Consider the following 23,162-nt stretch of genomic DNA (forward strand, 5'->3'; position numbering starts at 1 on the left):
GGGCTTCGTCGTTCCCGACCTCACCCGCAGACCCACTTCAGGCCGTTTCTGCAGGTCACAAGGGGTATGGCTAACGGATTTCACATGTCGGCGGCAGTCATGTAATGTTCTTCCTGTCGCCGCGAGCGGGTCGCAAGGGCCGGGAAGCGAAGACAGAAAAACCGAATAACAAGCACTCGTAGCTTAACGGATAGAGCATCTGACTACGGATCAGAAGGTTGCAGGTTCGAATCCTGCCGAGTGCACACACGTCAAAGGCCCCCCGGGATCATTCCGGGGGGCCTTTGACATCAACGGCTGACATCAACGCGGCCAGAAGCGCCGATCACTCGTCGGTGTCCGGCTCCTGCTCGCCGCTGGATTCTTCCTCCGGCTCGTCGAGTCCGAGGGCGTCGTCCATCCGATCGGCGGCGGCCTTGAGCGTCGTGCTCATGACGTGCGCGTAGGTGTCGAGCGTCATCGTGATCGTGCTGTGCCCGAGGGTTTCCATGATCGTGCGGGCGTCCACGCCCTGAGCGAGCAGGAGCGACGCGCACGTGTGCCGGAGGTCGTGCACACGCACACGCCGTACGCCGGCGTCCCGGCACAGGATGGTGAGCATTCGGTTCAGGCTGCGCGGGTCCGTGACGCGACCGGTTGTCGTCGTGAAGATCAGCCCGTCCGGGTGCCCCGGGGCAGGCTGCCACTTCTTCCCCGCGACCATGCGTTCCCGCTCCTGCTGCGCTCGGTGCTGCGTGAGCGCCCGGATGCAGTGCTTCGGGAGAGACACAGTGCGAATGGAGCGCATGGTCTTGGGGCTGCCGAAGATCAGCTCTCGCCGGATGCGCTGGACGTTCCGGCGGACGCGGAGCTGACTGTTCGTGAGGTCGACGTCTGCCCATGTGAGGGCGAGTGCCTCGCCCCGCCGCAGGCCCGTCGACACGAGCAGTAGCCACAGGGCGTAGAGACGGTGGGATCGGGCGGTCTTGAGCATGAGGCGAGCCTCTGCGGCGTCCAGCGGACGCACCTCCTTACGGGTGACGGTGGGGGTTTCCACGATCCGCGCGACGTTCCGCGCGATCAGCTCCTCCCGGATCGCCTGCTGAAGCGAGGACCGAAGAACGGCGTGGATGTACTGGACGGTGCGGGCCGACGGGCGACGCTTGCAGCAGCGACCCATGGCGCAGCACGAACGCTTGCCCTCGGGGCGCTCCTGGTCCGCACCGCGCAGGCAGCAGAGGCAGGCGTCCTTGAACTCCGCCAGGAATCGACGCACGTCCGCCGGCGACAACCGGTTCAGCCGCTTCTTACCGAGGGCGGGGCGGATGTACAGGCGGGTCAGACCCTCGTAGCTGTTGAGGGTGGACGGCTTCAGCCGTGCCGGTGCGATGGTGGCGAGCCAGTAGGTCAGGTAGTCGCCGAATGCCATGGTGGACTCGGCGGCAGGGATGCCCTGACGGGTCTTCTCCAGCAACTCCGTGAGTTTCTCGGCGACTTCTTTCCGGGTCTTGCCGTAGACGAACTTTCGGGTGCGGGTTCCATCGGGGCGGTAGACGTAGGCGGCGGCGTGATAGCGGCCGTCCGCGCGCTTGCTGATCGTTCCCTCGCCGTTGGCACGCTGGGCCATCAGTTGTTCTCCTCAATGCGGTTGCGCATGTACAGGCGTACGGCGTCGACCGGGACACGGCGAGCGCGTCCGGCCGTGAAGCTTTCGAGCTGCCTCGAGCGAATCAGGTCGTAGACCTTGCTGCGGCTGAGACGCAGAGCCGTCATGACTTCCGGGACCGTGAACGCTTCGGGGGCGTTCGGGACGGCGGTCAGCACGTCAGAACCTCCGAGGGTGCAGACGGGGCCTTGTGGCCCCCTTCTGGGAAGTCCGCTACATCCGCTACGCCGCTACATCGCAGGTCAGCGGCGTGTTTTGTGTAGCGGAGAGGTGCGATGTAGCGGCTACGGCCGTTTCGGGGGCGCGGGACCGTAGCCGCTACATCGGGAGTTGCCGCTACAGATTCAGGGGCTCTGAACTGGGATGTAGCGCTGTAGCGGATGTAGCGGCCCTCGGGGGAGGGCAGTAGCGGGACCACGCGTCTTCGAGGTCTTTGGCGAAGAAGCCTTTGAGGACTCCGCCGGCGGTGCGGATGTTGCGGGAGACGACGGGGTCGCCGTCGGCGGTGACGTAGTCGCTGAGCATCCGGGAGAGCCGGCGGTTGTCGAGCGGCTTGCCGTTGAGGTCGGCCCATGGGGCGTCGTCGAGGGCGTTGAGCCGGTCGAGGATGGCGACGGTGGGCAGGCGGTCGATGCCGATGAGGACGTGGTCGCGCAGGTCCGTGAGCAGGCGGATGCCGACGCTGCCTTTGTCGTTGGCCTGCGAGGCTTTGACCAGGGTCAGGCAGGCAGCGCGGGCCCGGCGGGGCCAATCGCCCCCGGCCGCGTCCGCGACGGCGAGCAGGGGTTCCCACACGTCGGCCGGCCGGTCGGTGACCCCGTCGGGCATCTCCGGGAAAACGCCCGTGATGCGTTCCTGCACGCTCTCGGCCCACTTGGCGAGCCGGTCTCGGAGCTGGTTGCCCTCCCGCACGTGGATGCGAGTGCGGAAGGGTTCCACCCGCTCGTTCCGGGCCCGACGTCGCATGCGGATGATGACGGAACGGGTCAGGATCGTGTCCGGCAGCGAGCCGAGGCCGGCGACCGCGACGGCGCAGAACGAGGGGAAGCCCTGTACCTGCTGGTTGGAGCCGTCCCCCACACACCGGTACATCGGGCGTCCGCGTGCGTGACCGGCGTTGATGAACCCGCGGAGCTGTTCGTTGTCCCCGGCTTTGGGGCCGAAGATCGTGTCGATCTCGTCGAAGAGGATGGTGGGCCGGCCGCCGTCGATGCCGGACACGGACCGGAACAGCGCTGCGGCGGAAGCGTCCGCAGCCGCCATGGAGCGCGGCACGAGAGTTTCCACCACGTCCAGCGCGCGAGACTTGCCCGACCCCGGCTCGGGCGAGAGGAACGCGAGACGGGGCGTGGAGTCGAAGCAGTCGAGCAGGTGGGCGTGTGCGTCCCACAGGGCGACGGCGACGAACGCGGCGTCGGTGGGGAAGACGTTGAAGCGGCGGTGGAAAGCTTCCACCTCGTTGAGCAGCGCGGCCCCGTCGATGGCGGTGGTCATGCGGCGGCCCTCCCTTCCTGGGGGGTGCGGAGCGGGCAGGTGTCGCGGTGGGCTTCGTGGTCGGTGATCAGGGCGAGCACTCGGGCGTGGCCGACGGCGCTGCGGTCGCGTCCGCACAGGCACTTCGAGGTGGCGGTGGGCACGGTGCCGCGCGGGGCGCAGATGTGCAGCCACGCCACGGGGTACCGGCCGTCGCCACGGCTCGCGTCAAGGCGAACAGCAGTGGGGACGCCTTCGGCGACGCCCTTCGGGTCGCCTACGGCCGGTGCGTCCACAGGCTGTGGAGCGGCATGCGGCCGAGCGGGGGGAAGGGATGAGCAATCCAGGGCGGGGGGAGTCAGGGCCTTCATGCCGCCTCCCGTGGCGTGGCGTGGGCGATGACCCAGTCCAGAGCGCTGCGGATGGTCGTGCGGCACTCGGCCGGCGGGAGTCCCGTCGACTCCCCCGCCCCCTGGATTGCCTGCTCCACCACGTGCCGGGGGATGTCGCCCCACGCGACGAACCGCGCGACCTTGCAGGCGCTTCGGTGGAGGGTGTTGTTGCGGCCGTGCGGCCCGCCCTCGGTAGCGGCCCGGATGACGGCGCACTCGCGGTCCAACGCGGTCCGCGCCGCGCGGGTGCCGTCCCGCACCGGAGCCAAGTCGACGGTGAGGGGCTTGGGTTGCTCGGTGAGCAGTGTGGCCAGCCATGCGGGCAGCGGCGCTACCGGAGCGTCGTCGGTGACCTCGTATGTGCCGTCGGAGGTGGCGCTGCCGGGGGCGACGACGTATCCGCCCCATGCGCGGGTGTCGATGTGGGGCCCGAGCCGGTTCGCACTGCACCTGAGCCGCACCTCGGAGGGGGCGGTGAAGTACAGGTGTTCTCCGCCGCGCGCGGTCCGCACCCGGTAGGTGGCCGGGACGGTCTGCCCGGTGCGCTCGCAGAGCGCCGCAAGGGAAGTCGCGCCGTCAGGCGCTCCTTTCGGCTCTTCGGGCTTGAGCACGTCCAGGTCGATGACGAGCAGTCCGGCCGGACCGGTCGCGATCCCGACGTTGTAGGGGCGCGTGCCCCATGTGGCGTGGATCAACTCTCGTTCGGTGGTGGCGCGCTGTTCGGGCTTGCGGTGTCCGCTCGCGCACCGGCCGGTTCCCGGGCAGGCGCGTTCGGGGTGTCCGGCCGGCCGCTTGGCCCGAGGGTGCAGGGGGATGACGGGCCAGTTGCGGGAAGCGGCGGTCAGCGCGGAGGCGAGTAAGGGCAGACAGGCCGGGTCGGTGATGATGCTGCCGGGTTGGGGCATGCTGGATGTCTCCAGTTCGTTGAGCATGCTGGATTGGCGGCGGCCCCGGTTCTTGGTCGGATGGGGGCCGCCGCCGTCGTGGGTGATGGGTCAGGCGGCGGCGGTGTCGTCGCCGCGCGTGGCGGTCAGGCTGCCGTCCAGCGCGCGGACGACCGTGCCGCCGGTGGTGAGGGTCTTGACGGCCTTGGACACGGCTCCCTTGGACAGGCCCGTGATCGTGGCCAGGTCCTTCTGCAGGACCGGTTCGGCGGCGGTCTCGATGGCCTTGAGGACGCGAGACACGGCGCTGTCCGTGGCGGGCTCACCCGGGGCCGTCGCCTTGACGAGCGTCAGCGTCGGGGCCCCCGCCGCTTCCACCGGGGCAGCGACGGAACGCGACCACGGGGTGCGCTCGGGCAGAGCGATCACGACGGCCTTGTCCATGTACCGGACCTTGACCGGGTCGGGCTTGCGCTTGCCGTCCCGGATCAACGCCACACCCGGCACCGGGAGTTCGTCCGCGTTCCAGCCCTTGGCCTGCGCGTCCTCCCCGAGCACGACACGGGCTTCGGCCGGCGTGCGCACCGAGAGGCAGATGGAGACGCCGATCTGCGGGGCGATCTGCTTGGGGATGCCGTCGCCGATGGTCGGCTTCTGCGTCATCCACCACAGGTCGATGCACGCTGCGCGGCCCATGCGCGCGATGGACTCCAGGCCCGGCAGGGCCGACCGGTTCACGGTGCGGGTCTTGCCGTCGGCGGTCTCGGTCTCGTAGGGGACCTTGTCGGCGGCCGTCATGACCTCGGCTCCCTCGTCGACGACCACGGTGATGCGCGGCCGGTCGGGGGTGGGGGTCCAGGTGTCCTGTCCCTTGGGCAGGATGCTGAGGCGTTCCAGCATCTCCGTCTCCAGCTCGTCGACGACGTCGATGACGTCGCGGGGGGTGGAGGCGACGCGGGCGCGGTGGTCCCACAGGCGGCCTTCGACGCGCTTGAGGTCGATGATGACGAGCGCGTTCGTCGGACCCTCGGACGCGTCGAACAGCAGCGGCCGGGAGGCGACCGACTTTCCGGCGCCCGAGCGACCGGCAATGAGCAGCCGTTCCCCGAGCGGCACGGTGACCTGCTCGCCGGTGACGGTGTCGACCCCGAGGGAGCGCCGTTCGGGCGTCCAGGTGAGGTCGTCGCCGTCGGCCGCGCTGCGGGTGCGCAGGGTGAGTTCGGCCCAGCCGCCTTGCTTGCCTGCCTTGATCTGCATGCGCAGGGTGGTGCGGGCCCCGAGCAGGTTGCGGATGTGGTCCTCGGCGGCGCGGAGCTTGGTCGCCGTCCACGTGCCGTCGAGGCGGACGGCGCACACGATCCCGGCTTCGGTCAGCCGGGGCCGGCCGGTCAGCGTGCCAGTCAGGCCGCGCTGTTCGGCGTGCTCCTTCCAGTGCAGCGGCTGAAGTCGCTTGAGCAGCGCGGCCTCTTCCGCGTTCGGCTTGAGGCCGCTGTCGTCGCGACCCCGGACGACGGCCCACACGATCGCGGCCGTGATGGCGGCGGCGACGGCGACGGCCGACCACACCCACACCCGCGTCGGCACCGCCGGGAGCCAGATGTATCCGGCGACGGCCGCGCCGATCGCGGTCTTGGACGCGAACAGCCACAGCGGGTCGGGCACGCGCCGCTTGGCGGTGCGCAGTTCGCGTTCCGCGCGGTGGCGGATGGGGGTGACGCCCTCGGGGTCGATGGCGCGGGCGGTGGCGAGCGCGCGGCGGGCGTCGCGCACGAGTGGCTTGCGGTCGGCGCGCAGAGCGCGGCGGCGCTCGGCTTCCTTGCGCCAGTGATCGGCCGTCCAGCGGGCGGCGGTCGCTGCGTACTGACGGTGGGTCCGCCAAACTGACGTGTGGCTCACGGAGTCCTCTTTCCGGGATGGGTGAGTCGGACGGTGGCGGGCCCTGGCCGGCCTGCCACCGTCACGGTGTGTAGTGCGGTTTCCGGTTTCCTGGTTTCCGGGATGCCCTCTACGCGTGCGCGCGCGAGGACGGAAACTTCCCTCACGGAGCGTCGCTACGGGGCCTGTTGCGGCCGAACAGCCGTCGGGGGGTGTCAACCCACACGGAAGGGGTGTCGGACGCTGTAGGGGCCGTCTACGGCTTCCGCCCGTTTCCGGGTCGGGCGGGGAGGGCGACGGAGGGGCGCGGGGGCGTCAGCGACCGCGACGCATCCGCTTGGCGGCGGCCTTGCCGTCACTGCCGCCCACCGAGCGGACGACGGTGACCACGCCCCAGGTCATGACGGCGGCCAGCAGCGCGAGGATCGCGAGATTGGCCGCGATCGCGGTGAGCACACCGACGAGCAGCGGGCCGAAGTAGACCCCGGCGGCCACCGCACCGGCCCCGACGCCGGAACCGAGCGCCATGCGCTGCACCGTGCGGTCAGGCGGCGCGTGGTGGATGTGCTGGATCACCGTCGGCGCAGGCTGAGCGGGCGGCATCGGGACAACGGGGGCGGGGGTGTCGTTGTAGACGTAGCGGCCGTCCGGGAGGCGGACGACGCCGGGCACGGGCAGGTTCTCGGGGTCCACCGGGGGACCTCCCATTCAGTTGGAGTCGGCGCAGGGAACGCACGCACCGAGCGAGGCGGGGATGACGTAACCGGCATCGCGCCGGCATGTGGGGCAGATCCGCCGGGCACGGTTCGCCGCAGCGAGCGCGGCCCACCGGCCCGGCGTCATCGGCCGGACGGGCTCCGCTCGGTCGACGCGGTAGAGGTAGGCGACCAGCGGGCCCCGACGACGGCGGGGACGCTGGAGTTCGGCGACCACGTCCTGACCACCCGGACGCAGCCCCATCGCGCGGAGCTGACGGCGGGTGGCCAATCCGTCAGGGGCCAGCCGCCACCGGTACACAGGCAGCGAGCCACTCACGGGTGCGGTGGTCATCAGCGGCCCGTCCCGGAGAGATCAACCGGGACGCCGTTGACGGGCCCGCGCAGTTCGGTGTACCGGGTCGAGACCCAGCCCACCGACCAACCGCACAGCTCGGCAGCGGTCCGCACCGACATGCCCTCGGCACGGGCGGCGGCCACGATGGCGCGCGCGTCGTCCTCGGGGAGCTTGTCCGTGGCGGGACCGGCGGACAGCAGCGCGGCGCGTTCACGCGCGGCCCGCTCCTCCCGCACCGCCTGTTCACGACGCTCACGCTCGGCACGCTCCCGCTGCTCGCGTTCCGTGCGTTCGGCGGCCTCCCGCTCACGGCGTTCACGCTCGCGCTCACGCTGTTCACGCTCACGCTCCGCGCGTTCACGCTGCTCGCGCTCGGCACTCTCCCGAGCCTGCTCCCGCTCGCGTTCCTCGCGCCGCGCGGCGGCCTCCCGCTCGGCCTGTTCACGGGCCATGCGCGCTTCGTGCTCACGCTGTTCACGGGCCAGCGCCGCCGCGTGCTCACGCTCCTCGCGCTCCCGCCGCGCGGCCTCCTCGCGCCGCTCGATCGCGGCGCGTTCACGGGCTTCCCGCTCTGCCTCCCGCTTGGCTTCCAGCGCCACAACAGCGGCGGTGATGGCCCGGCGGTAGGCCAGTCCGGTCTCCGCCGTGACGATCAGCAGCAGCGGCGCGACCGCGTGCACGGCCACGCCCACCAGGTCGTTCTTCAGCGCGGAGTCGGCGACGTTGAGAGCGAGCGTCATACAACCGGTCATCCACCGCAGCGCGATGGGCCACCGTCCACCGTTGCCCCCGAGCCGCGCGAGCACCGCGTCGAGGCGGACCACGATGACCACGGCCGCATCCACCACCAGCGGCAGAATCGGGGCCGTCCAATCCCACCGGTCCGACGTGTGCGCGGCGGCGAGCGGCGTGACCGTGAGGATCGAATAGAGCATCGCGCCCGCCACGATCAACCAGGTGCCGGCCGACAGAGCCCGCTCCGCTGAACGGATCTGAACGCCGTTCACGCGCTCACCCCCGACCATGAACGGACCCGGATCGCAGCAATCAGCACGACCGGGGAAGCGGGGTTGTCGGGGATCTCGCTGTCCTCGGTCCACGTCCACTCGGCACCCGGAACCGGCTCGAACCCGAGCACGCTGAGCGCTTCCGTACGCTCCGTGAACGTCGGGATGGAGCGCCCGAACCGGTGTTGCGGCCACTGCTCGGTGGTGTTCATCAGGGCCACGTACAGACGCCAGCGACCGTCACGAACGGACATCAGCGCGGCGAACTCCCGCACGGTCTGCTGTCCGCTCACGCCGCACCGCCCCGGTGCGCGTCCACGTGCTGGTGCGCCAGCGCGGTGAGCAGCCGACGGCGGGCCCGGCGGATCCGCCGGACGTCCAGCTCCGTCGGGGTGCGGTCCATGGTGATGATCTGCGCGTCCAGCAACTCGACGCCGGCCAGGATGACCGGCATCTCCCGCTCGATCGCGTCCAGCTCGGCATCCGTCGGCTCCATGAAGTCGGCGAACGCGGTAACGGCGTCCTGAACAGTGACGATGTTCTTCATTGGGTCGTGGTTCCTCTCGAAGGGTGAACGGCCCGAACAGCACCCCCGGAGCGCCTACTCCGGGGGTGCGCGCCGTTTCAGGTGGTTGGGGGTGGGTCTTGCCCGTCAGATCAGGGCGACCGCAGCGAGGATGTCGGCGTGGTCGAAAGCGAGCGGCGGCAGGTCGCTCAGGGGCCACCACTGGGCGTTGGTCGCGTCGTCGCCGGCCTCGACGATCGTTCCGGGGATGACGGTCAGGCGGTAGGCGACGGTGACGTACCTGCCGCGCGGGTCACGGTCGGGCTGGTCGAACGTGCCGATTTGGTCCAGCTCTTCCGGTGCCGCGTGCACGCCGGCCTCTTCGGCGAGTTCACGGGCGGCGGCGGCGCGGCTCGTCTCACCCGGGTCGACGTGGCCACCGGGCAGAGCCCACTGACCCTTGAACGGCTCCCATCCGCGCTCGATCAGCAGGACGTACCCGTCGGTCGTGGTGACGACGACGTCGGCGGTGTAGCGGACGGCCTCGAAGGTCTCGGTGCAGGTCATCTCGGTTCCCTTCGCTGGTTGGAGTCGGTTCCGGCTCCCCTCAGCACCGCACGTGCAAGACGTGCAGTGGAGGCAACCGGCCGCAGCGAAGCGCTGCGGAGGCTGGTCACGCAGTCGCACGGGCGAGCCCGTACGCATCCGTCCTCTTGTAGGCAGGGGAGGGACGGCCTCCCAGGCACGCTGTTGAGTTCTCAATCAATCGGCCCTCCCTTCGTACTCACCCCCTCGGGCTTTCCTCCGGTGCGCCTGTCCGGAGCAGCCCAAAGAGGGCCCCTCCTGTCGCTCCGCTGAACTAGTTCTGCGGTGCGCTGTGACGATTAAGGCACGCTCTGGAGCGGGCGTCAATAGAACTAGTTCAGAGAGTCTGCGGCGTGCCCGATCGGTCCCGAAGTGATCCCGGCTATCCTTCTAGGACTAGTTCTGTAAGACTGGGGGCGCGTGAGGCACACATCGAGGGAGCCAGGCATGGAGGAGACCAAGGTTCCGAAGGTTCAGCGGCTAGCCGCTGAGCTTCGGACGAAGATTCGAGAGGGGGCGTACCCCCCGGGTTCTGCACTGCCGAAGGTTCGGGAACTCCAGGAATCCGCAGGTGTCGCCTACCAGACCGTCCGCGACGTGTACCGGGTGCTGGAAGACGAAGGGCTGATCATTTCTCGCAGGGGCGAAGGCACCTTCGTGTCTCCGATCCTCGGGAAGATCCACCGCGACGGAACGGGTCGCTACATCAAGTCGGCCCGAGAGGAGGCCGGCGCGCGCGGTGCGTTCGCGGCTGAGATTGCCAGGCTCGGGATGACGTCGAGCGCGTCCACCGTGATCAGCCGGGAGCGGCCGCCGAAGCGAGTTGCCCAAATCCTGGGCATCCACCACGCTGCGAAAGCTGTCGTCAGGGCTCGAGTCATGCGCGCTGATGCCACCGTCGTGCAGGTGGCGACCTCGTACTTCCCGGGCGATGTGGCGTTCGATACGCAACTTGAGCAGCAAGACACCGGGGACGGCGGCAGCAAGTCCCGCCTTGCTGAGCTCGGGTACCAGCAGACCCGTATCAGGGAGTCCGTGGACGTGCGGCCTCCTAGCAAAGAGGAAGCCGAGTCGCTTGGCGTTTCAGCCGACAGGCTGGTCTACGAGATCACCCATGTCGGCCTGACCGAGAGCGGCAGGGCCGTGGAAGTCTGCGTCCACGTCATGCCCATCACCCTCTGGTCACTCAGCTATGAGTGGCCCATCGACCAGCCCGCCGTCTGAGAGGAAAGACCGACGTGAGCAGCAACACCGCCATCGTCCGCGACGCCACTGAGCGCTACCGCACGGCGCGTCGCGAGGCCGGCGAAAGCCGTGGTGCGTTCGAGACCGAGATCAAGCGGCTCGGGGGCACTCCCCGTGTGGAAACCGCGATTCGTCGCGACACCGCGCCCTCTCAGGTCGCCGAACTCCTCGGTATCGAGCGCACAGATCAGACCGTGATCCGCGCCAGGCACATGTACGACGGTGACCGCCTGGTCCAGCTCGCCGACTCGTACGTACCCGTGGATGTGGCAGAGGCCGCGAGCATCGAGAACCCGGACCCGGGTCTCGGCGGCATCATCAGCCGGATGCGCGACGCGGGGTACGAGCAGACCGAAGCGATCGAAGAGATCACGCTGTACGCGGCGACCTCGGTCGAGGCAGAGGCGTTCGGCGTCGAGGTCGGCAGCAACCTGCTTCAGATCACGCACACCGGTTACACGAAGGCCGGTCGCGCCGTTGAGGTCACCGTCCACCGGCCCAGCCCCGGTTGGGTTCTGCGTTACAGCGCGCCCATTAGCTGATTTTGCGAATATCGACGGCCCGCACCATCGGTGCGGGCCGTCGCCGTTCCTGCGCCGCTGTTGGCTCCGCTGACATCGACAGCCACGTACGCCGGCACACGTCACGGACCCACACCCCTGCATGAGGCCACAGACTGCCGAGGTCAGGGGAGGCCTTGTGCACCCATCGGTGTCATCGTGCGTACGCATTTGGGCGTGAGTGCGTGTTAGCAACTCCGTTGACCCCCTCCCTGCATGAATGTAAATGTCCACAATGCGTCGACTGTGGGGAATGGGAAACTGTGAGCGGTTCCACTCCGAGCCCTACCCGGAACTTCGTCCGCGTACATGCCAAAGCTGTCTTCTCGGCCCTGGTGAGCGCCCTGATCGCCTTCCTGGCGTCACTCGCCACCGCGCTACAGGGAGAGAACACAGGGTTTGGCACCATCACGGACGGTCAATGGGTTACTGCCGTGCTGGCCTTCTTTGTTGGGCTCGGGGTTACCGGTCAGGTGACCAACAAGACCGAAAACAAAGATCCCTTGCTTTGACATCAACACCTGACATCAACAGCCACGCACACCCGCACACAGCGGTGGCCCGACAACGGTCCACGAGCGTGGACTGTCGGTGCTGAATGGCTGGTCGGCGTCATGCGCATTCGGAGTGAACGCGCCTACGGATCAGAAGGTTGCAGGTTCGAATCCTGCCGAGTGCACACGGGTCAAAGGCCCCGCCGGTTCATCCGGCGGGGCCTTTGACGTGAACGGGTGACGTCAACGCCACGGAACGGGCTGTTCAGCCGCCGAGGATGCCGTTAGGCAAAAGCGTGCTGATGGCGTTACCGCTCTGGACGCCCGACAGGATGTTGCTGACCTGCGGGAGCAGGCTCTCCAGAAGACCGGAGCCAGCGGCCGGGGCCAGAGCGTCGGCAGCTTGGGCGCCCACGACGCCGACGATCAAGAGTCCCGCTGTGAGACCGGCGACTGTCGTCGTGCGTACCGTGATCCGCCGCGCGGTGGTGAGGGTGGCCATCTTTCCTCCATGTGGTTGCAGGTCGCCGGGCGTCGACCGGCCAACCTGATCAACCTGACAACTGTGGGGCGCGCCACGGGTTACTCCGGACTTCGGCTGACTCTCAGACCCGGGTCCGGGCGTGGCCCTGATCCGGGTGGCCCGGGGCGGGCTGTCACTTGGTCGGCGCGGGTGGCCTTGACCAGGGTCAGGCAGGCTTCGCGGGTCCAGCCGGGGCCGGTCGCCCCGGCTGCGTCCGTGACGGCGAGCAAGGGTTTCCCACACGTCCTCCGGACGGTCGGTGACCCCGTCGGGGTGTCCGCCCCTCGGGTTCCTCCTCGCCCGCAGGGGACGCCGGCTGCTCATCGCGGGGGTCTTGTGGCCAAGGCAATTGCCAACGTAAAAGTCCGTTTCGGCTGCCGGCGATCACGGCGGCATTGCGCATCACCGCCAACCCTCGTGCCATGGCAACCTGCGTGCCGACACACCCGTTTGGACCCGGAGGTACACCGCGCGTGGCGGCGAAGACCAATCCCACTGTCAGGAGACGCCGTCTCGGCGCCGAGCTGCGCCGGCTCCGCGTGCTTCGTGGGTTGAAGAGCACAGAAGTGGCCGAGCGGCTCATGGTCTCTCAGCCCAAGATCAGCCATCTGGAGAACGGCAACCGTGCCATCAGCCCCCGTGATGTGCGCGACCTGTGCGTGATCTACGAAGTGACGGACCAGCAGGTCATCGACTCCCTGATGGAGATGGCCAGGGAATCCGGTGAGCGGGGCTGGTGGCACCCGTATGGCGAACTCTCCGGCAGCGTCTACATCGGCCTGGAGACGGACGCCGCTTCCCTGCACATCCACGCGCCCATGATGGTGCCCGATCTGCTGCAGACCCCTGGCTACGCCCAGGCAGTCATCGGGGAAACCATCCCTCGGCTGTCTGCCGAACAATCCGCCACGCAGCTCAAGGTGCGGCTGCGCCGCCAGCACCGGATCTACGACCTGGCCTGCCCGCTGCGCCTGTGGGTGGTCATCGACGAATCGGCCCTGCGCCGAGTCGTCGGAGGCCCGGACGTCATGCGTGAACAGCTGGAGCACGTGAAGGCACTCAGCGCGGAGTCCCACATCACGGTGCAGGTCCTTCCCCATACGGCCGGCGCCCATCCGGGTCTGTCAGGGCCGTTCACCATCCTGCGGTTCGCCGACAGTCCCGAGGCGGGGGTGGTGCACATGGAGCGGTTCGGCAGCGATCTCTGCCTGGAGAAGCCGTCCGACGTGCGGCACTACCACGTGAGGTACAGCCACCTCCAGGCGCAGGCCCTCACCCCGGACAGCAGCCGCGACTTCATCACCGACATCGCCAGGACGTACGTCGACGCGCCGATCCCGTCCTGAGCGACCTCGCGTACGGACCACGGGGCAGCGGCAGGCTTCGATGAGGGAGCCGGCGGACGGTCGGCGGGCTCAATCGAGGGTGGCGAGGTGATGGGCGTCGCCGCCTCGCCACTCGATGAGGAAGATGGTCGCGTCGTCGGTCGTGGTGCCGCCGCGTTCCCGTTTCAGGGCGTGGGAGAGCGCTCGTACCACGGCCCGTACCTGGGGGCGGTCGCGGAGGATCCGATTGGTCCACTCGATCAACTGTTCCTCACCGAACTGTTCTCCACCGGCCTGGTGCTCCTCGAACAGGCCGTCGGTGAAGCACAGCAACCGGTCCCCGGGTTGCAGCATCCGCTCGCTGACCACCGGCTCCTCACCGCCGAAGCCGACCGGCAGCGTGGTCGGACTCTCCAGCCGGTCCACCACTGCGCGGTCACGGATCAGGAAGGGAGCCGGGTGGCCGGCGTTGACCCACTGCAGCCGGCCTGTGGTGACGTCGAGGATCATCATCTGAGCGGTGACGAAGTGGTCGGAGCCGAACTGCTCATTGATGGCCCTGTCCATGAACGCATACACCTGGGACAGATCCGTATGGGCCCGTCGCGTGTGGCGATAGGCGCCGATGGCCACCGTCGCCATGGTCGCCGCGTCCAGTCCGTGGCCCATCGCGTCGATCATGGCCACGTGCAGGATGTCGCCGTTGAGGGCGTAGTCGAAGCTGTCGCCGGCCACGTCGTAGGCGGGCTCCAGGATGCCGGCCACCTCGACCTGCGGCACCGTCATCGACAGCGGGGGCAGCAACGACCACTGGATCTCCGCGGCCACACTCATCGGGGCACTGCGGCGGGCCTGGAAGAACTGGTCGGTGTAGGCGTCCTTGGTGACGATCATGTCCGCGACCAGGCCGGCGAGTCTGCGCAGCAATCGCCGGTCGTCGTCATCGACGCTGTCCAGGGTGACGGCCATCACCCCGATCTGGTCGCTGCCGTCCAGCAGCGGCAGGTACATCCGCACACTGCCGGCCTGTGGCACCTCCACGGTTCTGCGGCTCAGGAACGCGTCGCCTGCGGGGGAGTTCTCGACCGGCTCGGGGCCGCCGAGCTTCAGCCTCCGGCCCGGCAGCGGCACCAGCAGCACCTGCTCGTAGTCCTGCAGGAGGATGGAGACGTCCCGTCCCCCGACCCTGGCCACCTCTTCCGCGACGAGTGGGGCGATCAACTGCGGCGGCATCTCGTGGGCGCGGTCCAGCAGCACTCCCAACAGCCGTTCGCCGAATCCCTCCGACCGGTCCACCCCGACCCGGTCCGGCTGCCGCCCACCGTCCGTCATCGCTGTCTTCTTTCCTTCGTCCCGGACAGGGGGTATCACGGAGTGGCGGCGAGCAGCGCGGCACGACGCAGTCGACCGGCACAGGCTCGCATCGCCGACCGGCGCGACGAGCCGATTACGCCATGGGGCGGCATGTCGCCCCGAACACAGGTCACCGCAAGAGCCTTGGGCGGCTGGGGGTGGGGCGGGGCCGGGGCGGGAGCACGTCGACCGATGAGCGGGCCAGGTCAGGGAAACCGGTCTTGATGGAACGGGCCGGCGGTGGCCATGGAGCGGAGCGGATCATGCACTGCTCCCAGCGGCGGTGTCCGTCGTGCTTCAACGACCCCGGCGTAGAGACACCGGGGTCGCCCTTACGGGCCGATCGCACGTGAGCGTGTGCCGACCCGCTTTCATGGTAGCCCTGGTGCACATTCAGGGCATATGGCGCTTTTCGGTTCTCGTCGGTCAGGTTTCGTCGGTCTGCGTACGGCCGTTTCCGGAGGACCGACTGGTGATCAGCCAGGAGCGTGCAGGCTCGGCTGCGCGAGCGGTGTCCACCGTGAGGTGGAGGCGGGTTCCGCCGGCCACCGTGCCGACGGGATAACTGCGCTGCTCCGACGAGGCGAAGCAGCGGCGGAGAACCTCCGCGACCTGGCGCGCGGCTTCCGGGGACGAGGCGACGAGACGCACGTCGACGTTCCCGGCAGGGGGCGGGTCCGGTGACTCCACGGCGTGAAGCCGTTCCTGCCCGCTCACGGCTTCCCTCGGAGAGCGGGCCGCGTCATCCGCGGTGCCGCCCTGCTCGGCGTCGTCGACAGCGGGCGACGCGGAAGGCTTCGCCGCTCGTCGGTTCTTCGCCCACAGGCGGCCGGTTCCCGGCAGCGCCTCGCTGTAGTGGTACGCCGCGATCCTTGCGTCGTGCTGCGCGTTGAGCTGATGGATCAGGACGATTCCCATGGCGATCACGGCGATGATCAGTACCGCTGTGACGACGATCTCCACGTCCTCACCTCCCTCGGGCCGAGCGCGCCGGGGCGGTCCTGTTCGGTGGGGGTCGTACCTCCGCTGGTCGCGGTCATGGCGCGAACCTGTCCCCGGGCTCGTCCTGGACGTTCCGGTCCTGTCGCTCGCCGAGAACGGCACCGGCATGGAAGTCGGTGCGCGAAGTGCTCCCGGTACTTCGACCCTACTCCGCCCGAAGCCCCTGTGGGTGCGGGTGACCAGCCGTTCTCACGGGCGGTGCGCCGTCCGGGTCGCCGTGCGGGGACGTCGCCTCGATACCGGGCACCGTTTGCCGCGCCTCCGGCTGGGTGATCACTCGTCCTCTCCGGACAGCGCCCTTGGAGCGGGGCCGTGCGGGGCCGTGCGGGCCGTGCGGGGGAGGAGCACAGGGGGCGACGGTTTCCCCGCCGACGGCACGGGTCGTTCGGCGCGGCCCGGGAGTAGGCTCGAAGCACCGAGGATATTCCGCGCACCGGCTTCCATGCCCGTGTCGTTTTCGGCGATCGCATAGGCCGGGCCGACCGCGGTCGGCCCGGGGCAGGGTTCGCGTCATGACTGCGACCATTTCCCTCTCGCCGATACTCGATGATCGGCTGTCCTCCACCACTTCTTCCTCTCCCCGCCTGTCGCTGGCCCCCGTCGGTGCCGCGCCGGCTCTCCTGGACGGCGCATGGTGGCCCCGTTCCCGCGACCTGGCTGCGGAACTGCCGATCCTGACAGCGGTACTTGATCCGCTGTGGGGGCGGATCACCAGGGTCACGGTGAACCCCACCCAGTGGCCGGTCCTCCCGCGCAAGGTGCCCGTCGCCGGTCACGTCGTGAAGGTGGGCTGGTTCCTGGCCGAGCAGGACACGCACGAACTGCTGCTGCTCTCCTACCGCACGGGCCGCTGGAACCTGCTGGTGGTTCCGCCGTGGACGGACCCCGTCATGGCCTCCTGGCTGATGGCCGCCGCGAGTGACCCACGGGGCACGTCGACCGCGAGCCGGTTGATGGAGGAGGCCGCCGTACGCCTGCGGACGGCGCCCGAGACCGACCGCGCCAGGGACGAGACCGACCGCGCCAGGGAAGCGGTCTGGGACTCGGAGGGAGGGCAGGGGGCCCGCGTTCCGGCCGCGCGTCCGCGGATCCCGGGAGTCATGGCCGAGGGCGGCGTCGAGCCGTCGCACCCGTCGCGGCCCGGTCCTCTGCTGATGGGGATGTGAGGACCATGGAGACCTTCGTGACCCTGGTCGCCGTCATGGTGACGATCGCTCTGGGTGTGCTCATCGTCCACCTGGCGAACCGGCAGCACGCGATCGCACCGCCGCCTTCCGCCAGGACCGCCCCTGGGGCGACCTGGCGGAGACGCAGCACCTGGCGGAGACGCAGCACCTGGCGGAGGCGCAGCACCTGGAAGGGAATGAGGTGAGTTCCCGTGATCCCGACGATGCCCCTGCTCCCGGTCGGGCTTCCGGCGGACACCGGCAGGGAGCCGATGCTCCCCGGCACCGCGGTCCTGCGGATGGAGACGACGCCCCGGCGCTCGGGGACGTTCGACGGCGCGTGGTGGCCGCGTTCACGTGACCTCGGGGGTCAACTGTCAGGACTGCTCGCCGTGTTGAGCGCCCGGCTGGGTCCACTCGCCCGTGTCGGCCTCGATGCGGGCGCCTGGGACGAGAGGCCGGGCCGGCTCGTCGTCGACGGTCGTACCGTCCGCATCGACTGGTCCGCCGTCAGCGACGACACCATGATCGTCACTCGGGGCGACCAGGACCACTTCTTGTTCCTGGTGATCCCTCCGCAGACGGCTCCCTCGCAGGCTCGCGCCGCGATGGCCATGGCCGTACGGGACGACAACGACGCCTCGGCCGAACGGATTCTCGCCACCACCGGCGTCACCCCCGCCGACCGGACGCCCGTACTGCCCGGCGCTCCCGGTCGGTAGCCCGGCCGGTCGCACCTCGCGGGTTCGGTGCCGGAGGTCGCGCGCTCGGGGCGACGTAGGTGGAACAAGCCGACTCGGCGGCCCGCGACGCCTTCATGTCGTGGGGCCGGCAGGACATCGGGCTGGTTCGACAGCCGTCCGACCGGCAGTCTCTGCGGCCGTCGGACCCGTGGTGCTCCGAGCCCCGGTCCTTCCCCTCGGGCTCGAGCCGCATACGGACGCACACCCGGACGGTCTCGCCCACGAGAACCGCCTCCAGAGGCCCGGCTGAGGAACACCGCCCGTGCGGCGCCCGGCGTGGGCCATTCGGCTCCCCGGGCGCCGCCCGTTCGAAACCGACGCAGAGCCGGGATCACGAATCTCATGATTTACACAGCACTGTGCGCTGTCTGAATGAGGGGCGATTTTCCCCTGCCTGGTCATGCAATCGCGGAGATATTGCTGCGTAATATGCGGCGGCAGCGACACGGCATCCCGGGTGATCAATAGGGCCCGGTACGCCACTGCCCCCACAGGAAATGGCCTTTTGATGAAGCTGAAGATCCCTCAAGCGGCTGACCGCCGTACCCTGTCCGGCGTGCTGGCCTCCGCCCTCGCCGCGACCATCGCCACGGTTCTGGTCGCCCTGACGCCGACTCAGGCACTCGCCATCGCCACGCCGGTGCCGCTGGCCACGGCCGCGAGCTTCTCCGTTCTGGCGGGTCAGGGAGTCACCAACACCGGCCCCTCGCTGATCAGCCACGACCTCGGCACGCACCCGAACCCGGCCATCTCCGGATTCCCGCCCGGCCAGGTACTCGGTGCCGTGCACGCCGCCGACGCCGTCGCGCTTCAGGCCAAGGCCGACCTGGTCACGGCGTACAACAACGCGGCCGGCCAGGCCACGGACTTCGCCCTTCCGGCGGCCATCGGCAACGGACAGACGCTGCTTCCGGGAGTTCACACCGCTGTCTCCGGCGTCGGACTCACCGGCGACCTGATCCTGGACGCCGCGGGCAACCCGAACGCCGTCTGGGTGTTCCAGATCCCCGAAGCCCTGACGACGGCGACCTCCAGCCGGGTGCTCCTGACCAACGGGGCTTCGGCGTGCAACGTGTTCTGGCAGGTCGGGAGTTCCGCCACCCTCGGCACCACGTCCACCTTCGTGGGCACCATCATGGCTCTGACCTCGATCAGCGTGACGACGGGGACGAACATCGAGGGGCGGGCACTGGCGCGCAACGGCGCCGTGACGCTCGACAACAACCGGATCTTCCTCGGCGGGTGCGCCACCCCCGCCACCGGCGGAACGACGACGGGAACGACCACCGGCACCACGACGGGCACCACCGCGGGAACGACCACCAGCGGCGGGCTCCTCGGTGGCGGCCTCGTCAGCGGAGGCCTCCTGGGCGGGCCGATCGTCGGGACCGGCGGCACCTCGGGCAACGTGGCCGGCAACACGGCCGGGAACACCGCCGGTAACTCGTCCGGAAACACTGCCGGCAACACCGCCGGGAACACCGGAAACACCGCGGGCAACACCGCAGGGAACACCAACGGCGGACAGGGCGCCGGCGGGCACGACCATGCGCCGGGCGGACCGCACCACGAGGGCGGGCCCGGCAACCACGACCACGGCCAGGGGCAGGGGCAGGGTCAGGGTCAGGGGCAGGGTCAGGAAGGCCATGGCCAGGGTCAGTACGACCACCACGGCAAGCACGACCACGACAAGGATGACCAGGGCGACCACCACGACAAGGACGACCACGGCAAGGGCGACCACGGCATGCAGTCCGACGAGAACTACGGCTACGACGGGGTGCCGAAGGGCTACCAGGGCTAGGCGGCGCACGGCGGTCAGTCCGCTCACCGGATGACGGCGCGCGGCGGAAGTCTCAACGAGTCCGCCGCGCGCCGTCGGTGGCAGTCAGCGAGAAGCCGGGCGCGAACAGCTGATGGAGAAGGCAGGTAGGCGGTGTCGAGCGGAATCGACTCAGCGGACGTGGAGGAAATCCAGCAGTCCGACTCCGGTCCGGCCACACGGGAGTTTCCTCATGCCATGGCCACTTCCCCCGGGTTACCGAGAAGGGCCCGTGCACTGAAAGCAGGGCTGTACACCGCCGTGGCATTGTGTCTGGCAGCGAGTCTTCTCCACGTGGTTCTGGTGTTCCTCCACGTGGCGCCGGCCAACACCGTCTCGAAACGTTACAGCCCGCTGATCAATGCATGGGTATATCCGTTCTTCGAACAGAACTGGCGGCTTTTCGCTCCGGATCCCGAATCCGTCAACCGGCAGATTCTGGCGAGAACCGCGAAGACCGGCTCCGACGGATCGGTTCAGGTGAGTCCTTGGTTCGACCTGACCGCCGTGGACCGTTCAGCGGTCGAGCATCAGCCGTTCCCCAGCCACACCGCACAGAACATGCTGCGTCGCGCCTGGGCCGGCTACGTCGACTCGCACGGAGGAGACGACAAGGCGCGCACGGAGCGCGCGCTGATGATGCAGAAGTACCTGAGCGACATCGCCGCGGACCGGGCCGCCGCCCGCCAGGACGGCACCTTCGACTTCGTTCAGCTCCGTGTCGTGACGCTGCCCATCCCCGTGCCGGGACCGGCCGCCGGCAATCGCCCGCCCACGCCGGTGGAGAACCGGCTCCTGCCCTGGTGGAAGGTGACCCGCCGTGGAAACTGAGGCACCGAGGACCTCGTCCGCCGGCGTCGTCCCGCGGCTCGCCGAGCGGCTCACCGCCGTGTGGGCCCTCCTGACCGGCCGCCCACTGTCCCTGTACGGGGCGTCGGTGCTGCGCATCGGCTACGGACTGCTCTACCTGATCTTTCTGCTGCGCGAGTTCCCGCATCGTGACGAGATCTGGGGTCCCGGATCTCCGTGGACGCCCGCCCTGGCACACCAGCTCTTCGAGCAGACGGGCTGGTTCAGCGTTCTGGCCCTGTCCGACAGCCGCGCCTACTTCGAACTCTGCTACGCGCTGGCGCTGGTCACGGCCGCACTGTTCCTGCTGGGCTGGCGTACTCGTGCCGTGTCGGTCCTCTTCGCCCTCGTCGTGACCTCGTTCCACAGCCGGGCGATCTTCATGACGGACGGGGGCGACAATCTGGTCCTGCTGACGTCTCTCTACCTCGTCCTCACCTCGTGCGGCCGGCGCTGGTCCCTGGACGCGCGCAGAGACCGGCTGAAGACGCTTCGCGCGGCCGACGCGCCGGCCGCGGTGAGGAGCCACTTCGCCCGGCAACTCCGTGACGCCCGCACCACGTTGGTCACGGTGGTGCACAACTGCGGCATGTTCCTGATCGCGGCGCAGGTCTGTTTCCTCTACGGTTCAGCCGGCCTGTACAAGGTCCAGGGAGCCTCCTGGGGCGGCGGCACCGCGCTGCACTACGTGCTGAACCTCGAGCTCTTCCGGCCCTGGCCCGCCCTCTCCCACTTCGTGGACGAGCACACGCTCGTGGTCGCCGTCGCCGGCTACCTGACCGTGCTCCTGCAGGTGGCCTTCCCGTTCGTGCTCTTCGGCAGGCTCAAGTATGCCGTCCTGACCATGCTGCTGGGCATGCACATCGGCATCGCCGTGCTGATGGGGCTGCCTCTCTTCTCCGGAGCGATGATCGTCGCGGACGCCGTGTTCCTTCCCGACCGCTTCTACGCTTTCCTGCCCCACCTCTGCCGACGCGCGCTGCGGCGGACGGACGGCAGCCGGTCGGCGCCCGGACCAGCGGCACGCCCCGGAGCCGTACCTGCGCAAGGAGGGCCGGGCGGCGCACCCGGCTCGAAGCATCGAGTCGTGCTCCCGGCGGGGCGGGAAGACACCACGCCTGCCGCCGAGCCCGCGCCCTCCAGGCCTCCCTTGACAACGGCCGACTGACCCCGCCACGGCGACACGGCGACAGGACCTGCGGCGGAGCGAGCCGCCTGAAGCAGCAGAGAAGCCGCCATAGGCGAGGAGCCAATCTGCACCGGCTCGGTCGGCCGTCCGGTCGTCCGGTCGTCCGACTGTCCGGCCGTCCGTCGTCCGGTCGTCCGGCCCTCGTGACCCCAGACGAACTCCCCTGCCCTCGCGCGGCGGCGGGACGCCTGTGTGGGTGAGGCCGTTCATAGTCGAGGGTGATGGCCGGGGAATCATATTTCTGATCGGAGGTCTGAGCGGAAAAGTCGCTCTGCTCATAAGGTGCGGAGTGCGTGAATGACATTAATGACGAAAGGCTCTCCCCAGTAATTCCCTTCACGGCGGTGTCACTCATTTGCCGCGCATCCGGAGGAGAGGTGCCGCCGTTAGCGGAATATGACGAAAGCAAGGGCGCAGAGTCTTCCTCGACGCAACGCGAGGATGGATAATCTGACTGCGGTCCATGATCTGGCAATGGGGAAATGTAGCTTTTCGCCCGGTGTGACATACTCCGCGGTCGCGGCGCAGGGCGTCGTGATCGAAGACGGTGTGTGGGCCGAGCGTCAGGCTGCCGAGCCGCTGCTCCGCGAGTTCCTCGCCCTGCTGGAGGGCATCAAGAAGGAACTCGATTCGCGGTGGAACGGCCAGGAACGCTCCGGCCGGCCGTGACGTGGACCTCGCCCGACGGGCGCATTCCTGTGAATCATGACTACGGGGAACCCGCCTTCGCGCGGCGTGAATGGTATTCCGACGCGTACTCCTACGGGCCGGGCACCGGATGGAACGGCGTACCTGCCGACAGCGTGCACACGGGGGTTCCCACGGCCGCGCCCGACCCGGGCTGGGATCCGGTGGAGGAACTCGCCTATCTCATGCAGGAGGCTGTCACGGCGGAGCAGGCGGCCAGGGTGCCGCCGCCTCGCGGCGAGTCCGCGCCCGGCGGTGACTTCATCGACCCGATGGAGAGCCTCGCGCAGATCACCGCTCAGGTGCCGCCGCCCCGCAACTCCGCGGCCGGCCATCGCAAGATTGCCGCCCGAAAGCTCCGGCTCAAGTGGCTGCAGACGGGCAGTTTCGTGATCGTGGCACTCGTTGCCGTCATCGTGGCGATGGTCAGCGTCTTCGGCGGCATGGTGGCTTACAGGCCTCTGCAGAACATCACGTCCGGAGGGGACCACGGAATGGTTCCGTCGTGGCCTCTCCTCGTGTACGGCCCCTGGATGGTGGCCTCTCTCTCCATCCTCCGGACCGCTCTGCACCGGCGTCGAGCCGTCCACTCGTGGTTCATCGTCCTGCTCTTCTCCTCCGTCGCGATAATGCTGTGCATCGCGCAGGCGGACAGAACCTTCACCGGAATCGCCGGGGCTTCCCTGCCGGCCCTCGCGTCCCTCGCCTGCTTCCAGCAGCTCGTCCGGCAGATCACCCTGACCCTGCCACCGCGGCAGACCACGCGCCGGCACCGCCAGTAGCCG

Annotated in this window: 27 protein-coding genes, 1 tRNA gene and 1 pseudogene; 13 read left to right on the forward strand and 16 right to left on the reverse strand. The window is 69.1% G+C overall.

Features of this window, described 5'->3' with window-relative positions; genetic code table 11:
* Nucleotides 1-172: 172 nt before the first annotated feature.
* Nucleotides 173-245, forward strand: a tRNA-Arg gene (locus ACH4ZA_RS10205).
* Between the two features lie 80 nt (nt 246-325).
* Here ACH4ZA_RS10205 and ACH4ZA_RS10210 read toward each other — a convergent pair.
* The 12 genes from ACH4ZA_RS10210 to ACH4ZA_RS10265 form a co-directional block, all read right to left on the reverse strand.
* Nucleotides 326-1,606 carry a tyrosine-type recombinase/integrase gene (locus tag ACH4ZA_RS10210; protein WP_398428792.1) on the reverse strand — a complete coding sequence of 427 codons (1,281 nt, stop codon included), beginning with the start codon at nt 1,604-1,606 and terminating at the stop codon, nt 326-328.
* Nucleotides 1,606-1,803 (reverse strand): helix-turn-helix domain-containing protein, encoded by a 198-nt coding sequence (locus ACH4ZA_RS10215; protein ID WP_398428793.1) that lies wholly within the window; start codon nt 1,801-1,803, stop codon nt 1,606-1,608. The genes ACH4ZA_RS10210 and ACH4ZA_RS10215 overlap by 1 nt, the downstream gene beginning before the upstream one ends.
* Nucleotides 1,804-1,981: 178 nt before the next feature.
* Nucleotides 1,982-3,139: a DUF3631 domain-containing protein gene (locus tag ACH4ZA_RS10220; RefSeq protein ID WP_398428794.1), complete on the reverse strand. Its 1,158-nt coding sequence runs from the start codon at nt 3,137-3,139 to the stop codon at nt 1,982-1,984.
* A complete protein-coding gene (locus ACH4ZA_RS10225; protein WP_398428795.1) occupies nt 3,136-3,318 on the reverse strand; it encodes a hypothetical protein in 183 nt (60 codons plus the stop codon). The genes ACH4ZA_RS10220 and ACH4ZA_RS10225 overlap by 4 nt, the downstream gene beginning before the upstream one ends.
* 167 nt (nt 3,319-3,485) lie before the next feature.
* Entirely contained in the window at nt 3,486-4,415 is a 930-nt protein-coding gene (locus ACH4ZA_RS10230; protein WP_398428796.1) for a bifunctional DNA primase/polymerase, read from the reverse strand.
* Between the two features lie 90 nt (nt 4,416-4,505).
* Nucleotides 4,506-6,290 carry a MarR family transcriptional regulator gene (locus ACH4ZA_RS10235; protein ID WP_398428797.1) on the reverse strand — a complete coding sequence of 595 codons (1,785 nt, stop codon included), beginning with the start codon at nt 6,288-6,290 and terminating at the stop codon, nt 4,506-4,508.
* A gap of 294 nt (nt 6,291-6,584) precedes the next feature.
* Complete coding sequence (locus ACH4ZA_RS10240; protein WP_398428799.1) at nt 6,585-6,962, reverse strand: DUF6251 family protein; 378 nt, start codon at nt 6,960-6,962, stop codon at nt 6,585-6,587.
* Nucleotides 6,963-6,977: 15 nt separating this feature from the next.
* A complete protein-coding gene (locus ACH4ZA_RS10245) occupies nt 6,978-7,319 on the reverse strand; it encodes an RRQRL motif-containing zinc-binding protein (protein WP_398428800.1) in 342 nt (113 codons plus the stop codon).
* Nucleotides 7,319-8,329 (reverse strand): DUF2637 domain-containing protein, encoded by a 1,011-nt coding sequence (locus ACH4ZA_RS10250; RefSeq protein ID WP_398428802.1) that lies wholly within the window; start codon nt 8,327-8,329, stop codon nt 7,319-7,321. The genes ACH4ZA_RS10245 and ACH4ZA_RS10250 overlap by 1 nt, the downstream gene beginning before the upstream one ends.
* Nucleotides 8,326-8,622, reverse strand: a complete 297-nt coding sequence (locus ACH4ZA_RS10255) for a DUF6303 family protein (protein ID WP_398428803.1) — start codon at nt 8,620-8,622, stop codon at nt 8,326-8,328. The genes ACH4ZA_RS10250 and ACH4ZA_RS10255 overlap by 4 nt, the downstream gene beginning before the upstream one ends.
* Nucleotides 8,619-8,876: a DUF6284 family protein gene (locus ACH4ZA_RS10260; RefSeq protein ID WP_398428804.1), complete on the reverse strand. Its 258-nt coding sequence runs from the start codon at nt 8,874-8,876 to the stop codon at nt 8,619-8,621. Before ACH4ZA_RS10260 ends, ACH4ZA_RS10255 begins: the two co-directional genes overlap by 4 nt.
* Before the next feature lie 105 nt (nt 8,877-8,981).
* Nucleotides 8,982-9,401 carry an NUDIX domain-containing protein gene (locus ACH4ZA_RS10265; protein ID WP_398428806.1) on the reverse strand — a complete coding sequence of 140 codons (420 nt, stop codon included), beginning with the start codon at nt 9,399-9,401 and terminating at the stop codon, nt 8,982-8,984.
* A 465-nt stretch (nt 9,402-9,866) separates the two neighbouring features.
* On the opposite strand from ACH4ZA_RS10265, the gene ACH4ZA_RS10270 reads away from it, so the two are divergent.
* The 3 genes from ACH4ZA_RS10270 (at nt 9,867) to ACH4ZA_RS10280 (ending at nt 11,736) form a co-directional block, all read left to right on the forward strand.
* Entirely contained in the window at nt 9,867-10,643 is a 777-nt protein-coding gene (locus ACH4ZA_RS10270; RefSeq protein WP_398428807.1) for a GntR family transcriptional regulator, read from the forward strand.
* Nucleotides 10,644-10,657: 14 nt separating this feature from the next.
* The gene (locus tag ACH4ZA_RS10275) at nt 10,658-11,206 is read left to right on the forward strand and encodes a UTRA domain-containing protein (RefSeq protein ID WP_398428808.1); all 549 of its coding nucleotides are present in this window, start codon (nt 10,658-10,660) and stop codon (nt 11,204-11,206) included.
* 353 nt (nt 11,207-11,559) lie between these two features.
* Entirely contained in the window at nt 11,560-11,736 is a 177-nt protein-coding gene (locus tag ACH4ZA_RS10280) for a hypothetical protein (protein WP_398428809.1), read from the forward strand.
* A gap of 247 nt (nt 11,737-11,983) precedes the next feature.
* On the opposite strand, the gene ACH4ZA_RS10285 is transcribed toward ACH4ZA_RS10280, so the two are convergent.
* Nucleotides 11,984-12,220: a hypothetical protein gene (locus tag ACH4ZA_RS10285; protein ID WP_398428810.1), complete on the reverse strand. Its 237-nt coding sequence runs from the start codon at nt 12,218-12,220 to the stop codon at nt 11,984-11,986.
* Between the two features lie 161 nt (nt 12,221-12,381).
* Nucleotides 12,382-12,514: pseudogene (locus tag ACH4ZA_RS10290) on the reverse strand (DUF3631 domain-containing protein); the annotation flags it as partial.
* A 200-nt stretch (nt 12,515-12,714) separates the two neighbouring features.
* Here ACH4ZA_RS10290 and ACH4ZA_RS10295 point away from each other — a divergent pair.
* Nucleotides 12,715-13,587, forward strand: a complete 873-nt coding sequence (locus ACH4ZA_RS10295; protein WP_398428811.1) for a helix-turn-helix domain-containing protein — start codon at nt 12,715-12,717, stop codon at nt 13,585-13,587.
* A gap of 69 nt (nt 13,588-13,656) precedes the next feature.
* Here the strand turns inward: ACH4ZA_RS10295 and ACH4ZA_RS10300 are convergent, their stop codons facing one another.
* Both ACH4ZA_RS10300 and ACH4ZA_RS10305 read right to left on the reverse strand, forming a co-directional pair.
* Complete coding sequence (locus ACH4ZA_RS10300) at nt 13,657-14,898, reverse strand: PP2C family protein-serine/threonine phosphatase (RefSeq protein WP_398428813.1); 1,242 nt, start codon at nt 14,896-14,898, stop codon at nt 13,657-13,659.
* 447 nt (nt 14,899-15,345) lie between these two features.
* Nucleotides 15,346-15,609: a hypothetical protein gene (locus ACH4ZA_RS10305; RefSeq protein ID WP_398428893.1), complete on the reverse strand. Its 264-nt coding sequence runs from the start codon at nt 15,607-15,609 to the stop codon at nt 15,346-15,348.
* An 824-nt stretch (nt 15,610-16,433) separates the two neighbouring features.
* Between ACH4ZA_RS10305 and ACH4ZA_RS10310 the strand changes: the two genes are divergently transcribed.
* The 8 genes from ACH4ZA_RS10310 (at nt 16,434) to ACH4ZA_RS10345 (ending at nt 23,159) form a co-directional block, all read left to right on the forward strand.
* Nucleotides 16,434-17,087: a DUF5994 family protein gene (locus ACH4ZA_RS10310; RefSeq protein ID WP_398428814.1), complete on the forward strand. Its 654-nt coding sequence runs from the start codon at nt 16,434-16,436 to the stop codon at nt 17,085-17,087.
* Nucleotides 17,088-17,092: 5 nt separating this feature from the next.
* Nucleotides 17,093-17,293 carry a hypothetical protein gene (locus ACH4ZA_RS10315; protein ID WP_398428816.1) on the forward strand — a complete coding sequence of 67 codons (201 nt, stop codon included), beginning with the start codon at nt 17,093-17,095 and terminating at the stop codon, nt 17,291-17,293.
* Nucleotides 17,294-17,299: 6 nt separating this feature from the next.
* Complete coding sequence (locus tag ACH4ZA_RS10320; RefSeq protein WP_398428817.1) at nt 17,300-17,809, forward strand: DUF5994 family protein; 510 nt, start codon at nt 17,300-17,302, stop codon at nt 17,807-17,809.
* A 529-nt stretch (nt 17,810-18,338) separates the two neighbouring features.
* Nucleotides 18,339-19,634 carry an ice-binding family protein gene (locus ACH4ZA_RS10325; protein WP_398428818.1) on the forward strand — a complete coding sequence of 432 codons (1,296 nt, stop codon included), beginning with the start codon at nt 18,339-18,341 and terminating at the stop codon, nt 19,632-19,634.
* A 216-nt stretch (nt 19,635-19,850) separates the two neighbouring features.
* Nucleotides 19,851-20,483 (forward strand): DUF5819 family protein, encoded by a 633-nt coding sequence (locus ACH4ZA_RS10330; RefSeq protein WP_398428894.1) that lies wholly within the window; start codon nt 19,851-19,853, stop codon nt 20,481-20,483.
* On the forward strand, nt 20,473-21,669 hold the full coding sequence (locus ACH4ZA_RS10335; protein WP_398428820.1) for an HTTM domain-containing protein: 1,197 nt from the start codon (nt 20,473-20,475) through the stop codon (nt 21,667-21,669). The genes ACH4ZA_RS10330 and ACH4ZA_RS10335 overlap by 11 nt, the downstream gene beginning before the upstream one ends.
* Nucleotides 21,670-22,191: 522 nt before the next feature.
* Nucleotides 22,192-22,359: a hypothetical protein gene (locus ACH4ZA_RS10340; protein ID WP_319279630.1), complete on the forward strand. Its 168-nt coding sequence runs from the start codon at nt 22,192-22,194 to the stop codon at nt 22,357-22,359.
* Nucleotides 22,360-22,493: 134 nt separating this feature from the next.
* Nucleotides 22,494-23,159, forward strand: coding sequence for a DUF2637 domain-containing protein (locus tag ACH4ZA_RS10345; RefSeq protein WP_398428821.1), 666 nt, complete (start codon nt 22,494-22,496; stop codon nt 23,157-23,159).
* Nucleotides 23,160-23,162: the final 3 nt, after the last annotated feature.

The organism is Streptomyces sp. NPDC020597, assembly GCF_044335095.1.
Classification (GTDB): Bacteria; Actinomycetota; Actinomycetes; order Streptomycetales; family Streptomycetaceae; genus Streptomyces.